This window comes from Marinomonas flavescens, from assembly GCF_004352835.1.
GTDB classification, from domain to species: domain Bacteria; phylum Pseudomonadota; class Gammaproteobacteria; order Pseudomonadales; family Marinomonadaceae; genus Marinomonas; species Marinomonas flavescens.
In genome coordinates this window covers 82,378-96,797 of the sequence record NZ_SJSB01000004.1, presented here as the reverse complement: position 1 = coordinate 96,797, position 14,420 = coordinate 82,378, and the positions used below count along the sequence as shown (strand labels likewise).

At 46.0% G+C, this 14,420-nt stretch carries 15 protein-coding genes; 1 reads left to right on the top strand and 14 read right to left on the bottom strand.

Translation table 11 applies throughout. The features are described from left to right. Positions 1–10: 10 nt before the first annotated feature. From E0D70_RS05680 to E0D70_RS05670, 3 genes are all read right to left on the bottom strand, one after another. Complete coding sequence (locus E0D70_RS05680) at positions 11–997, bottom strand: TAXI family TRAP transporter solute-binding subunit (protein ID WP_133011312.1); 987 nt, start codon at positions 995–997, stop codon at positions 11–13. A 146-nt stretch (positions 998–1,143) separates the two neighbouring features. Further along, the gene (gene proC, locus E0D70_RS05675; protein ID WP_133011311.1) at positions 1,144–1,965 is read right to left on the bottom strand and encodes a pyrroline-5-carboxylate reductase; all 822 of its coding nucleotides are present in this window, start codon (positions 1,963–1,965) and stop codon (positions 1,144–1,146) included. A gap of 58 nt (positions 1,966–2,023) precedes the next feature. Continuing rightward, a complete protein-coding gene (locus E0D70_RS05670) occupies positions 2,024–2,938 on the bottom strand; it encodes an aminotransferase class IV (protein ID WP_133011310.1) in 915 nt (304 codons plus the stop codon). Between the two features lie 209 nt (positions 2,939–3,147). Between E0D70_RS05670 and E0D70_RS05665 the strand changes: the two genes are divergently transcribed. Further along, the gene (locus E0D70_RS05665) at positions 3,148–3,834 is read left to right on the top strand and encodes a GntR family transcriptional regulator (RefSeq protein WP_133011309.1); all 687 of its coding nucleotides are present in this window, start codon (positions 3,148–3,150) and stop codon (positions 3,832–3,834) included. Between the two features lie 189 nt (positions 3,835–4,023). On the opposite strand, the gene E0D70_RS05660 is transcribed toward E0D70_RS05665, so the two are convergent. The 11 genes from E0D70_RS05660 to E0D70_RS05610 form a co-directional block, all read right to left on the bottom strand. After that, complete coding sequence (locus tag E0D70_RS05660; protein ID WP_133011308.1) at positions 4,024–5,433, bottom strand: ABC transporter ATP-binding protein; 1,410 nt, start codon at positions 5,431–5,433, stop codon at positions 4,024–4,026. After that, complete coding sequence (locus tag E0D70_RS05655) at positions 5,417–6,217, bottom strand: ABC transporter permease (RefSeq protein WP_133011307.1); 801 nt, start codon at positions 6,215–6,217, stop codon at positions 5,417–5,419. Before E0D70_RS05655 ends, E0D70_RS05660 begins: the two co-directional genes overlap by 17 nt. Continuing rightward, positions 6,214–7,146 carry an ABC transporter permease gene (locus tag E0D70_RS05650; RefSeq protein ID WP_133011306.1) on the bottom strand — a complete coding sequence of 311 codons (933 nt, stop codon included), beginning with the start codon at positions 7,144–7,146 and terminating at the stop codon, positions 6,214–6,216. The genes E0D70_RS05655 and E0D70_RS05650 overlap by 4 nt, the downstream gene beginning before the upstream one ends. After that, positions 7,130–8,731: an ABC transporter substrate-binding protein gene (locus E0D70_RS05645; protein WP_133011305.1), complete on the bottom strand. Its 1,602-nt coding sequence runs from the start codon at positions 8,729–8,731 to the stop codon at positions 7,130–7,132. The genes E0D70_RS05650 and E0D70_RS05645 overlap by 17 nt, the downstream gene beginning before the upstream one ends. A gap of 102 nt (positions 8,732–8,833) precedes the next feature. Continuing rightward, the gene (locus tag E0D70_RS05640) at positions 8,834–9,124 is read right to left on the bottom strand and encodes a DUF2607 family protein (protein ID WP_133011304.1); all 291 of its coding nucleotides are present in this window, start codon (positions 9,122–9,124) and stop codon (positions 8,834–8,836) included. A gap of 505 nt (positions 9,125–9,629) precedes the next feature. Continuing rightward, positions 9,630–9,932, bottom strand: a complete 303-nt coding sequence (locus E0D70_RS05635; protein ID WP_133011303.1) for a DsrE family protein — start codon at positions 9,930–9,932, stop codon at positions 9,630–9,632. 19 nt (positions 9,933–9,951) lie between these two features. Next, positions 9,952–10,683 carry an ABC transporter ATP-binding protein gene (locus E0D70_RS05630; protein WP_133011302.1) on the bottom strand — a complete coding sequence of 244 codons (732 nt, stop codon included), beginning with the start codon at positions 10,681–10,683 and terminating at the stop codon, positions 9,952–9,954. Continuing rightward, the gene (locus E0D70_RS05625) at positions 10,668–11,450 is read right to left on the bottom strand and encodes an ABC transporter permease (protein WP_133011301.1); all 783 of its coding nucleotides are present in this window, start codon (positions 11,448–11,450) and stop codon (positions 10,668–10,670) included. The genes E0D70_RS05630 and E0D70_RS05625 overlap by 16 nt, the downstream gene beginning before the upstream one ends. Before the next feature lie 9 nt (positions 11,451–11,459). Continuing rightward, positions 11,460–12,479 carry an ABC transporter substrate-binding protein gene (locus E0D70_RS05620; RefSeq protein ID WP_133011300.1) on the bottom strand — a complete coding sequence of 340 codons (1,020 nt, stop codon included), beginning with the start codon at positions 12,477–12,479 and terminating at the stop codon, positions 11,460–11,462. A gap of 162 nt (positions 12,480–12,641) precedes the next feature. Continuing rightward, the gene (locus E0D70_RS05615; protein ID WP_133011299.1) at positions 12,642–12,941 is read right to left on the bottom strand and encodes a hypothetical protein; all 300 of its coding nucleotides are present in this window, start codon (positions 12,939–12,941) and stop codon (positions 12,642–12,644) included. Positions 12,942–13,049: 108 nt separating this feature from the next. Next, the gene (locus tag E0D70_RS05610) at positions 13,050–14,180 is read right to left on the bottom strand and encodes a BaiN/RdsA family NAD(P)/FAD-dependent oxidoreductase (RefSeq protein WP_240537012.1); all 1,131 of its coding nucleotides are present in this window, start codon (positions 14,178–14,180) and stop codon (positions 13,050–13,052) included. Between the last annotated feature and the right edge of the window lie 240 nt (positions 14,181–14,420).

Sequence of the window (14,420 nt, the reverse complement as noted above, 5' to 3'; positions counted from 1 at the left end):
GTTGATTAGATTATTTAATCCAACCACGTTCTTTGTAATATTGAATCGCACCTGGGTGTAGTGGCGCAGACAAACCTGCTGAGATCATTTCTTTAGGGTCTAAATTAGCAAAAGCAGGATGCAGACGCTTGAAACGGTCGAAGTTTTCAAAGACAGTTTTGACAAGGTTATAAACAACTTTATCTGAGGTTTCGGTAGAAGAAACCAAGGTCGCTTTTAAACCATAGGTTTTAACGTCGTTTGGTGTTCCTTCGTACATGCCTCCAGGGATAGTGCCGTAGCTGTAATATGGGTACTCCTTGATCAAGTGATCAACGGCGCTCCCTGTTACATCCACAATGTGCGTATCACAAGTACTGGTCGCTTCTTTTATCATCGCAACAGGGTGACCTGCCACCATCACAAATGCATCCAGTTTATTATCACACAAGGCTTGAGCTTGCTCTGCAGACTTAAGTTCACCGGCCAATTTGAAATCTGAGACTTCCATGCCTGCTTCTTTCATTAGCGTCAACATAGTGGCGCGTTGGCCGGAACCTGGATTACCGATATTAACGCGCTTACCTTTTAGACCGTCAAAGCTGCTAATGTTCGCATCTGTGCGTGTTACTAGTGTAAAGATGTCTGAATGCAAGGAGAACACTGAACGCAACTCTTTGTAAGGGCCAATATCTTTGAAACTGGATGTGCCGTGATAGGCATGGTATTGCCAATCGGATTGTACAAGACCGAAGTTAAGACCACCGGTTCGCATGGAATTAAGGTTAGCAATGGAGCCACCTGTAGACGGTGCAGAACAACGTAATTTGTGTTCTTCTGTATTACGGTTTACCAACTTACAGATTGATTGGCCAACAACATAATACACACCAGTTTGTCCCGCGGTGCCTAGTGAGAAATGCTCAATGTCTGCTGCGAAGCTTTGAGTCGCGCCTAGACTGCACGTTAATGCAATGGCAGCAGCGCCATGAACTAATCTATCTTTTATGATTTTCATTAAGTAATCCCATCTCTTTTGTGAGTTTTGTAGAGCTGATGCTCTAATGATTGCTTCAATGCAATTTCTTTTTTAAGTTATCGATTGCTGTAAATACAGCAAAGATAAAGGCATCCATTCATAACCAACCTTGCAAAAACGATAGCCTAAGATAACTCTAGGCTACGTTTTGCGGCGGCAAGACAACACGCTTCTACACGAGACTTTACTGTGTTGCCCTCCATCAATGCGGCCAACCCTGCCTGGGTTGTACCATTTGGGCTAGTGACATTATGACGCAATGTTTCGACATCATCGTCACTCTGCTCTATTAGGTTTGCAGCCCCTATTACCGTTTCTAACGCGAGTGTCTCGGCTAATGCTTCAGGCAAGCCAAGCTTTTTGGCAGATTCCACAAAGCACTGAGCAAAATAGAACAGATACGCAGGACCACTACCGCTCACCGCTGTCACTGCGTGCATTTGGTTTTCATCGATAATCCAGTGAAACGAGCCTAATGTCGCAAACAAGGATTCAACCAATTCACCAAACATGTCTTGTTCATATGAGAAACCAACCATAACGCCTTTGCCGATCATCGCTGGGGTATTTGGCATCACTCGTACTACGTTTTTTGCGCTCGGCAAAAGTTGCTTTAAAGTGTTCACCATAACGCCAGCCGCTACCGACACTAAGCACGTCTTTGGGCTGATTAAATGGTCAAATTGTTCTACGCTGGCAGCAATTATTTGAGGCTTCAGTGCGAGTAAGAAAATATCAAAAACAAGGTTTTTGGGGACATCTTCTACCGCAGTAAAAGTGTGTACCCCTTGTGTCTCATATTGTTTTAGCGTGTTCGCATCGCGATCAATTAAATATATATTGGAAGGGACGAACCCCTGATCCAACCAACCATTTAAAATAGCGGAGCCCATGCGACCTCCACCAACGACCAAAATTTTTCCTACTGCTTCACGTGATACATTCAAAGCGCGCACCTTATTAAAAGAGTTTGTGGTTATAAACCGTTGGCTGAATACGAACTCATTAAGAGATTGCTACCAGGTCTTTATAAAGCTGACGAATACGCTGAACCATTGGTCCTGGTTTGCCATCACCAACTAGACGACCGTCGATTTTCACGACCGGTGTTTGACCACCAAAGGTGCCTGTTACAAACGCTTCATCTGCGGCGTATACATCAAACAAAGAGAAATCTGTTTCATGAACCGGAATATCATTCTGCTTACAAACATCGATGACTTTTTGGCGGGTAATACCGTTCATGCAATATTTGCTAGTCGACGTCCATACTTCGCCTTTACGAACAAAGAAGAAGTTAGTGGAGTTACACGTTGCGACAAAGCCCTGTGGGTCTAACATTAACGCTTCATCTGCGCCTGCTTTTTGCGCATGAGTCAGTGCCGTAATGCAGTTCAATTTACTGTGTGAGTTCAGTTTTGGGTCTTGGGTATTAGGTTGGCCACGAACAATGTGTACGGTAAACAGGCTCATGCCATTTTCTAATACTGTCACGCTTGGCTTACTGTGCTCCGCAATGATGACTGTCGTTGGCCCAAAAACGCTTAATTTAGGGTCTTGGAATGGGTGCTTTTTACGACCGCGAGTCACCATCAATCGTAAATGCGCATCATGAGTCATGCCATTTTCAGCCAAGGTGTTATACAAGGCTTGAGTGAGCTCTTCTCTTGTAAGATCTAGCTCAAAATCCAATACTTTAGCGGAGGCGTATAGGCGATCAAGGTGATCATCTAGAAAGGCAATTTTACCATTGTAAATACGCAGCCCTTCCCAAATGCCATCTCCCAACATAAAGCCACTGTCGTATACTGAAACCACGGCTTCCTGCTTCGGCAGTAGCTCTCCATTCACATATACTTTTATTTTTTCATTTCTACTGTCTTCTTCAGCAGCATGAGCACTAAACGAATGAGACGACATAAATTAGCTCCAATTATCAAATAAACAGACTGGCAGGCAGTCACACACATCTCTGGGTAGCATCAGAATATGACGTTCGTGTGTTTTTTGTCAACAGTAAGATTGTTAACAATCTACAAATAGTTTAATTGATTATTTCTACAGCGCCTTTTTTTTGATATCTTTACGTTATCGCAAACTACTGCATTACCTCGTTTTATCAGGAACTTATGACACCATTTAACTTAAAACCTATCCGCAAAGAGCGTACATTAAGGTCTGATGTAGTCGAACAACTCAAAGAAGCCATCATTAACGGCGATTTACCGCCTGGGACTAAATTAGTTGAGTCTCAGCTTTCTGCTTTACTTGGCGTAAGCCGAGGCCCATTACGAGAAGCTATCCGCCAATTAGTCGATCAAAATTTGATTGAGAGCATCCCGTACACAGGTACTTATGTGGCAAACATCAGTGTAAAAGCCATTCAAGAGCTTTACTCATTCCGCACAGAACTTGAGCAATTTGCGTTTAAACTTATTTGGGACAAACGAGATAAAGCGTTTCAAGAAGAGCTGAAACTGCAGTTGAAAAAGCTAACCAGTGCAATCAAAGACAATGATCGTGAGTCGGCTATTTTTGAAGAACTAGAATTGCATAATGTGGTTTATAAGCACTGTGGTCATGAACTATTAGAGCAAACTTGGCAACGGTTACGAGGCCGATTACACCTCTACTTCACCTTGCATCAAAAAGCACACAATCGAGCGGGTCCATTGCTAGATGCCCATGATAGGTACCTTGAATTGGCTTTAGGTGATGATTTAAACGCCATGCTGGAGCACATTACCGAACACATGCAGCAAGGCTATAACAAGGTCGAGCAATTTGTTTCAGAGATAAAATCTAATACTCTTTGAAGATCACTGAATAAATGATGACAAAACAGCATTGATCCCTACTGTGATCTAATCCTGATACGAAGCTTGCCGTGATGAAGTCTCTTCATCACGGCAAGCTTTCTTTTCCATTTTCTTTTTCTTTTTCTAACGCTATCTTTTAGTCCTTTTCTTCAAGCGATTTTTCTTAAAGCCTTTTTTTAAACATGTCTAAGCTACGCTTTTGTGCTTTTGTTGATCCAATCGAATAACTGTGTCACAGCACTTGTCGATCAAGGCTGGGTCATGGCTGACGATCAATAAGGCACAGCCCTGCTCGCGCGCTAAGGCGATGAGCAGTTCGGTGATTTCTTTGGCGATAAAGGGATCTAGGCGCGAGGTCGGCTCATCAGCAAACAAAAACACCGGCTCAAGCAATAACGCACGCAGGATAGAAAACCGCTGTAGCTCCCCACCCGATACGTCTTTTGCTGAGCGCTGTAGAATCGACTCTGGCAGATTGAGCTTTTCCATTAATGGCGCTATTTTCTGAGTATCCAGCTTGTGCAATTTCACCAAGTCGTTCAACAAGGTTTGCAGCGTCACATGGGCGCTTAGGCTCGATGGCGGATCTTGAAACAACTTCAGCCATTGGTGCGATTTGGTGTTGGCTAACAAGGGTTTGATCTCGCCTTTTAATGGCGGCAATAAGCCCAGTAACGTGTCACCAAAGGTGCTTTTGCCACAACCACTGTCGCCCACCACGCCAATGATCTCTCCGGTATGACAAGTCAGATTCAAGCCAGACGCCAAGGCATCTTTGCCACGGCCAATGGTGAGGTCAGTCACGCTTAAAATTGCCTTACGCTCAGTCTTCCGTAACTTTTCGATTTGCCAATATTGCGGCGCCGCATAGATCAGCGCCTTGGTGTACTCGGCCTGTGGGTTGGTTAATACAGACTCGGCACTGCCCGCTTCGATCATCTCGCCGTCCTTAATCACCAAGATGTCGCCACCCAATTGCTGAGCCACATCGATGTCATGGGTAATGGTCAACAAGCTGCCGCCTTGGGCACTTCGTTGTAACAGCTGAATGATGTCGTCGCGTCGGCTACTGTCTAACCCCTTGGTTGGCTCGTCGGCAATCAACAAGTTGGCTCCGCCTGCTGTGGCACTGGCAATCGCCAAACGCTGCGCCATGCCACCAGATAATTCAGTCGGGCGCTTTAAAGCACTGCCTTTCAGCCCAAGATGCGTTAAGTCGTCGATGGCGTGATTAAACGCCGCCTCGCCGTCTTCGCCTTTCACCGACTCGTAGACTTCAGAGACTTGCTGGTAATTAACCATTAGCGGGTCAAGAGAATGCCAAGGTTCTTGGGGCAACATGGTGATGCTTTTGCCCCACAATGGCGAGCGCGACTGAGCCATTACAGGCTTACCGAAGACTTCGACTGTGCCACTGGCTTCTAATACGCTTGGCAATAACCCCATGATGGCTTTCGCGACCAAGGTTTTGCCTGAGCCAGTTTGCCCTAGAATGGTTAATGGGCGGCCTTGTTGAACGCTAAAAGAGACCTTATTGACCAAGCATTTTCCTTGGTAATGTATGGTTAAATCGTGAACCTTAATGAGCGCCGTCATGTTTATTTCCTGCTAGAAGGTGAAAGCCAAAAACCAAGGTCGCTATTGCGATCAATGGCTGCACGAGTATCCAAGGCGCTTGCGCATAGTAAGGAAACAGCTCAACACTCATAAGGCCAAGCTCGGCCAACGGCGGCTGAATGCCCACGTACACAAAGCCTAATGACGCCATGGTCAAAATCGCATTGGCTCCACCAAACGACGCCAGCGTTAAGATCGAATGAGTGAGCTCTGGCCAAATATGACGACGGAACTGATACCAAGGACCAAAGCCCATCATCTGCGATAACTGTCGCGCTGGACTATTGATAATGGTGTTGGTGATCGCCCGTGAAACACGAAAGTACTCGACCCACTGGGTTAAGGTGATCGCCAAATACAACACCAGCAACGAGCCCGGCACGATGGCGGCAAACAACAGCACCAAGACTAAGCCTGGCAGAGCCAATAAGATATTCACGATCACGTCCATGCCAAGGGCCATGCGGCCGCCCTTCCACGCGGTGATCACGCCAAGCGAGACTCCTAAAGTGGCCGAGGTCAGCACGCAGAAAAAGCTCAATACAAACGACAACTGAATCGCACTGGCGATACGCGTTAGCATGTCACGACCAAAGTGGTCTGTGCCTAGCCAATGCTCAGCGCTCGGCGCCAATAAACGCCCCGACAAGTCTTGATCGGCAATGTGATAAGGCGACAGCTGCACAATCGAACTGGCAACGAGCAACAGCCCAAGCAATAAACCGACACCCACTTTTTGGTTGATTTTAAGTTGCAAGATCATGACTGGGCTCCTCGTGGGTCTATCCAATGGCAAAGTAGGTCAACGCAGGTATTGAGCAACACAAACAAGATGCCCATCATCAAGGCGCAACCTTGGATCACCGGAATGTCACGAGCAAAAATAGCGTGTGCCAAACCATGGCCAATGCCGGGCCAAGAAAACAAGGATTCGATCATCACTATGCCTTCGATTACAGTGACCAATTGAATGCCGATAAAGGCAATCACAGGCACAGAAATATTACGAATGCCGTGCTGAATAAAGGTCTGCGTTGGCGACAAGCCTTTGATCGCGGCGAATTGATAAAACGGCGCGCGAATCACTTTTAGTGTGTTGTTACGCACGACTCGGTTAGACACAGCGGCAAGGCTCAGCGCCAGCGCTAAGGTCGGTAGCACCAAATGTTGCCAAGTACCAAAACCGGCCACGGGCAAAATCGGCCACGCCACCGCGAAGATCAAGATCAGCATCAAGCCAATCACGAACACAGGCATGGAGCGCAACAAGGTGGATAGCCACAAAAAGCCGTGGTCAAGCGCGCCTTGGCGAAACGCCGACAACACGCCAATCGCGATGGCAATCAAGGAGGCAAATAATACGCCGGTAAAGGCCAATAACACCGAATGCCCCAGCTGGTGCTGGACGGTGTCGATCACGGGCAAGCCACTGACTAAGGATTTACCGAGGTTGAATTGCACTAAATCCGTAAGCCAATGGGCGTAACTTTGCCACCAGCTGGCGTCCAATCCTAACTCTTGGCGCACTATTTCTGCGGCGGCAGAATCCACGCTGTCTTGACCGTAGCGACTCGCCGCAATGCGATACGCCATATCACCCGGTAAGTTACGCATCAACACGAAGGTTAATGTGCCGACACCCCAGACGACGAGAATCAATTGAAAAATTCGGTGTTTAATGAGCGTCCACATGGTCGACCAGCTCCATTTTGTTAATAAAATAATCACGTAAGAAAGGGTCAAATTGGTAGCCTTTGACCCGAGTGTTGACGGCATTGTGCTGTTGGTAATTGGCGATAGAAATCACTGGTTTTTCCTGATAGATAGCCGTAGCCACTAATTTAGCGTCTCGTTGAGCTTGCTCAGAATTGCTCTGAGTAGTCAGTCGTTCCAATGCTTGGTCTACTTCCTTGTTGTGCCAATTCATCGCGCCCCAATCCCCGCCACCGTGGGTATATTCATTAGCGATCAAGGACACTGGATCGGCAATCACGCCCAAGTTTCGCGCGATTAACGCCACTTCTAGGCTGTTGTCCGCATGACCCGACGGAATCATGCTGGAATTGGTGATATCTACTTTTAAGTCCACGCCTAGCTGTTTCCATTGCGCCTGTAACGCCGTGGCCACTGTGGTAAGTTCTGGACGATCTGCGTAGGTGGTTAAGGTTAAATGAAAGCGTTCACCGTCTCGGACTAACCAACCTTGGGCGTCTTTTTGCCAACCTAATCCAGCCAATAAATTGGCCGCTTTTTCTAGGTTGTAGTCTTCTTGTGGCTGATCTAAATACCAAGCCCCCATAGAAGATGCGAAGATCTGATCGCTGGCGGCTTCTGATACATGCAGCACTTGTTTGGCAATCGTTGGACGGTTGATCGCTAGGCTAAGAGCTTGGCGCGCTTCGACTGCGGCTAAAAATGGGTGTGTTGCATTCAGCTTTAGCAGCAAGGTTCTTGGGATTGCGTCAGAATGAACTTCTACATTATCGGCCGTGCTTAATTGCTCAAGCATGGCAGCGTCTAGGGTGTAGACGATGTCGGCTTCGCCAGATTTTGCTTGCAGAATACGGCTTTCGGCGCGGTGTCCAGTCAGATACTGAGCGTACTCAATGCTCGGCTTGATTCCCCAATACGTTGGGTTAGCCTTTACCGAGAGCTTATGGGGCGGCTCAAAAGTCTCCAACAAGTAAGCGCCAGAGCCGATTAAACTGGTGACTGTGCCCTCTTTGTTGTATGCGCTTGGTGCCAAAATCGCCGTCGAGTAATGTGCCAATAACGCTGGCAAGACGGTGTGCGGTTGGCTTAATACTATCTCTACTTGCTGTGAGTTCTTCACGCGTATTTCATCAATCGGCGCTTTTTTCAGCACACCATGCTTGCCTTGGGCAATGCGTAACGCACTGACAACGGCGGTGGCATTCAGTGGCGAACCATCTTGAAATAACACATTAGGCTGTAGCGTCAGAGTCCAGGTTTTTTCATCGGCGCTGCTTTGCCAAGCCTGCGCAAGGCCCGGAATCATGGCACCTTTCGCGTCTACGTTTAGCAAGGTTTCTAGGATATTCATGCGGGTATAAATATAACCCTGCTTAGACGGCTCAAGGCTGGTGAATTCCCACGAACCACTGATCGCCAAGGTATTCGAGCGGTTCTGGTTTTTATTGGTCGCTTGGCTAAATAAAACAAACATCAGGCATAAGATGAGACTCACACCGCCAGTTAATGCTGCTTTTATCCGCGTTTTTCGGCGGCGAATCGCAGCATAAGACAATTCTGTCATTAGGCTTCTCTTTTAAACTAATCATCAAATAGACAGACGCATCCTGCTCATGGCACCCATAAGAGCCAGTTTCAGCATGGTCAATTTTCTTGTTAATAAAGGTTAGGAAAAAGAACGAAACGACGGTGGGGCTCGAGCTTGGTGCACCAAAACGATGATGGAAAAGAAGACAAGAACCAAGGGAACACTGCGCGGCGGAGACGAATGCACCACAGGCCAAACAAACTCAGTCGCAGGCAACCATTGCTGCGAAAAGTGAAACAACTCACATTGATGATGCTGGTGATGGACTTCGTCTAAATCTGTGTCGTGTACACTCGACATAAAGCCGAGTAACAGCACCAATAAAACGCAGCAGATAACCTGAACTAATGTGTGTTGCTTTTGCTGCATGCGTAAACTTAGAAACCGTATCAATAGAGCTCATCAAAAGTGATTGTTTTTAAAGAATTTATTGCGATGACAAATAAGAAAATTTGGCACCATAAATAATTTGTTACTTTATAACATAACTAAAATTCTAAATAAATACATACGCCTTAAAACATCCTTCTACAGCAGCCTATATACCATCCTAAAAAGACGCCCTTTCATTGACTCACAAGAAAAAAGCACGTTTTGACAATCCATAGTCAGGATGACTCGATGAAGAAGACAAAGAGATAGACAGAAATTAATCTTCTGGCATTGACGCTGCTCAGCCATGAAATCAGGGAGCTAACAGAAGCAAGAATAGGTGAATTAGAAAAACAGACGTAATGGATAAGCTAGAAGCAGACAGGTTTGTTCATTGCTCGCTTATTTAACTAGAATGAACCGAATAAATTAGATAAGTCTTAGCGAAATCTCGCTAAGACTTTCATCGAAGCGAGTTGCCGATAATAGAAGAGTAAAAGACTTAAGCGCGGATATAAGACCAGCCTTTTGCTTGCTGATGAGCTAAGTACTGAACCACAGCGTCGACTTGCTTAACCTCTGCCTGAGCGGTAAGCCCTTGAGCTTGTAAGCTATTACGACAAATCACTAATCGGCTTAAAATGTCTTCGTCTGTCAAGGTAACCGCGACGGCCGCAGCAGGGCCATTGACGACAATTTCTACTTGCGCATCAGATTCTAATTTAAGCAAATTACGAGCGTTATTCTGAGCTCGCTTTAGAGAATCCACTGTCGGTGCGTGGATCAATAATTGAGTGATAGCCATGATTGTGTCCTTCTAAAAATTAAAGTGCGTTCGCGATGTCTTGAGCTATTTTTTGTAGCGCATCGGTGCCACGACGACGAGGTCGAGGTAGATCAATACGCTGATCCAGTACAACATTCGCCGGTGAACCAGACAATACCACTACTCGATCCGCTAAATACACTGCTTCTTCAATATCGTGGGTGATAAACATTACTGCTTTGCGCGTTTGTTCCCAGATTGCCAATAACTGATCTTGCAAATGCTGACGCGTAATGGCATCTACCGCACTAAACGGCTCATCCATTAGTAACAAGTGAGGCTTAACCGCCAATGCTCTGGCAATGCCGCCACGCTGAACTTGCCCACCAGATAATTGATGAGGCCAGCGCTCAGCTAGCTCTTCAAGGCGAGCTAATTTTAGCACTTCGTCTACTCGGTCGCGTTTCTCGTCTGCCGTTAGCTTAAGACCTTTAAGACCGTAAGCCACATTACTGCGCAATCGACGCCAAGGCATCAAACGACCATCTTGAAACACTACACCACGAGAACGACGGGTATCATTTTCTTCAACTTGAAGCGAAATACTGCCATGACTCGCCGTAGCAAGACCTGCCACACAGCGCAGCAAAGTCGATTTACCAACTCCAGAGCCACCTACTACCGCGATGAACTCACCGTCTTCCATGCGAAGATCCAAATTAGCAAAAACAGGGTTGGGATTGTCACCATAGTGATAACTCAACCCTTCGATATTTAGGATGGACGCCATGTTAACACTCGCTTTTCAATCAAACCAAACAGGGTATCGCTCAAGGTGTAAACCAGAGAAATAATCAGCATGTAAACCACAACCACTTCGTAAGCACCCACGCCTGCGGCCGAATTCATTTCTTGTCCCATACCCGGAACACCCAACAACTCAGCGGCGATTAACGTCATCCAAGCTTGTCCGATGCCAGTTCGGATACCAGAGAAAATCCCTGTTGCTGCCCCAGGTAAGGTAACTTGTAACGCCTGACGAATATGGCCATTTTGACCAAAAGCACGCGCCAGTTCATAAAATCTAGAATCCACATTGCGTACTGCAGAATAAGTCGCAAAGTAGTTCACCCAAAATACGCCAATCGCAATAACAAACGCAGCCCCTGCATGGCTTACTTTGAACCAAGCAATAGCAAACACGACCCATGCTAATGGAGGAATCGGTCGTAAAATTCGTGCTAACCAAGCTTGTAACGCATCAAACAGCGATGAAGACGCTGCCAATGTGCCTACTAAAAAGCCAAGAAAAGTACCAATCGCTAAGCCCCATACGTAGTGTATTAAACTGGAACTAAGTGCTGGCATTAAACGGCCAGAAGCCCATTCATCGGCCAGTGCTTGTGGCAGTCCAAATGGGTCTGGTATCGTTCCGGCCGCGGCCCAACCTGCTGTCTGTGCGTATTTCCAGAGCAGGACAAACGCCGCCACACCGATAAGCCCTAATAAGGCACGCCCCCATCGGGAGCGTGTTAAAGGATGAGCTTGTAATGCCATGTTTGGGAATTACTCCTGAGTTAGCTCGTTATAGAAACGAACATCAAATAATGTTTTAAGGTCAACACTGGCTTTCAGTGTGCCCTGACTCGCTTGAAAATCACGCATGACACGTGTGCCATCGATAATGGCATTAGGATCGGCCTGGAACTGATCGCGTGAATTCTTCAACGCATTCAAAATGATTTTAGCTGGCAAACGACCACCACCGACGTATTTACCAACCGCTTTTACTGCTTTTTCTGGGTCATTTTGCAATTCATTAGTCGCTGCGATATGCGCTTTAACTAAGGCTTTCACCAACTCAGGATGATCCTTAATCAAGGATTCACGCACAACCAGCACCGCACCCGGCTGATGAGGGAACATACCAGAGCCAGAGGCAACAACTTTCGCATCGGATTTACGATCAAGCACAATGCTGACCACGGGTTCTAAAATCGCTGCACCATCCACCGCTTCAGTCATCAAAGACTGCTGAACTTGAGCAGCACCTTGATAAATAATATCAATGTTTTGTTTGATCTCATCACGGCTCATGCCCAACTGTTTTTGTAACCAGTACTGCAACACCGTTTCTGGAACAGACCCTCTAGGGAAAGTGGAGATAACTGCTTTACGTCCATTATCTGCTTTAAAACGAGCAAACGCCGTTTTCGCATCGCCCTTGTTAAAGTAAGGAGACAATTTACCCAACGCAACCATGCTGATCTGCTCAACGACATTAGAAGCGACTACTTTGATATCCGCCCCTTTTGCGCGAGCTACCATCGCAGGTCCAATGCCAAGATAAGCCACGTCTAACTGGCCAGCCAATAGCGCTTGTACAATCGCTGGGCCATTTTGAAACTGATACAGTTTAGGATCGCTAACACCTGCATTTTCCAAGGTGTTATTTTCCAAAACAATAAACGCTTGAGACACCGGAATAATAGGCATATAGCCAATTTCAAGGGGCTTGTCAGCAGCGGATACCAAACCACTCCAGCTACACAGCACCAAAGTCATTAAAGTTACGAATCGGCGCATGAAAGCACTCCAGATAATTAAAATTTGAGGTCAAATTATATATAAACTAAAGGAATATTAAAACCAAGATAAAGACCATTTTGAACTAAGGATAATTTAAAACCGTCTAAGAGAAGTGTGAGACGAAGCCTATTTAACAAGGTTAACAAGAGGCAGGCTCTATTAACTAGGAAAGAGAAATAACCAAGATTCTTCCGAGCCCGCCAATAGCCCTAAATCGTTAACAGAGGGTTGTTGGCAAGGAGCGGCATCAAACACTTTCGCTACATTCAACGCCGCCGGAGAAAAATAGACCTTCAATTCACAGTGAACCCCACCTATCGATTCATGGCGAAAAAACACCGCCATGTGATTCGCATTTTTGCTGCTATCACACTGTGAAGAGAAACAAGACTTGATCTGGCTTAATGATTCATCTGCCAGCATAGGATCCCCAAGATTACTCATAAACCAGTCATTCATCAGACACCCTACCAACCTTTTGATAATGCACATTGGTTTTATCATGGCTTCAAAAAAACTGAATACCAAATGCTAAATGCTAAATGCTAAACATAGCCTATAACGCCCCTACACATACTGCCCTGCACAAAAGCCGCTGGCCCATGCCCATTGAAAATTGTACCCACCTAACCAGCCTGTTACGTCGAGCACTTCACCAATAAAATACAGGCCTTTTTGTTTGTTAGACTCGAAGGTTTTAGACGACACTTCTTTGGTGTTGACGCCGCCTAGTGTGACTTCGGCGGTGCGGTAACCTTCTGTGCCATTGGGCGCGATATCAAAGTTAGCAAGGTAGTTGAACAAGCTTTCAATTTGTTCATTAGAGGTTTGTGCACTGCGTTCGTTTAACCAAGGGAATGTCTCTTTCATCAGATCGACTAAGCGTTTTGGCAACTGGTTAGATAGAAAGCCTTCAAAACTTTTCTTCGGTGTATTCTCACGCACGGATTGTAGGCTTTCCAGTGTCAAGTCAGGTACTAAATTGATCGTTAACGCTTCACCTGGTTGCCAAAAGTTGGTGATTTGTAATATAGAAGGGCCACTGACGCCACGATGGGTAAACAGCATCGGCTCTTGAAAAGTTGTGCCATTGGCACTGGCAGCTATATCGCAGGCGATACCAGATAATTCAGCTAATTGTGCTTTGCGATCGGGTTGCACTGTGATCGGCACCAAGCTCGCACGCGTTGGCAGAATATTGTGCCCAACTTGTTTGGCAATGTCATAGCCAAAACCACTGGCGCCCATGGTTGGAATCGACAAGCCACCGGTCGCAATAACCAGTGATTCACAAGCAAAATCGCCTTGGTTGGTTTTGATCACGGTCTGAGTCTCTTGATACTCGATGTGATGAATTTTGCTATTAAGTTTTAGCTCAGCGCCGGACCATTCAAGCTCCGTCATGAGAATCTCAAGCAAATCTTTTGCTGAATGTTCGCAAAACAATTGACCAGGTGTTTTCTCGACATAATCCAAACCATGTCGGTCTACAAGGTCGACAAAATCTTGAGAAGAGTAACGACGTAACGCGGAAATACAAAAATGTGGATTGTCAGACAAAAAATGCTTGGGTGCGGCATCCATATTAGTGAAGTTGCAACGCCCGCCCCCTGACATTAGGATTTTCTTGCCCGCTTTATTTGCATGATCCAACACCACAACGCGTCGGCCTCGGTATGCTGCTGTCGCTGCGCACATCAAACCTGATGCCCCTGCCCCAATAATTACCACATCCACCTTATCCACACTAAACCTCTATTTTTTCAATTGATGGCATTATAAAGATTGGCCTTTATATTGCTATTAAATATCAAAATTTGGTGAAATGTTTAAGAAATATGACGCAATTATTTTGTCCACAAAAACCGTTAAGAAGGCTGTGGGAATCATCAATAATGCTTTATTTTTCAGTCTATTAGATAAAATCAAACATTATTT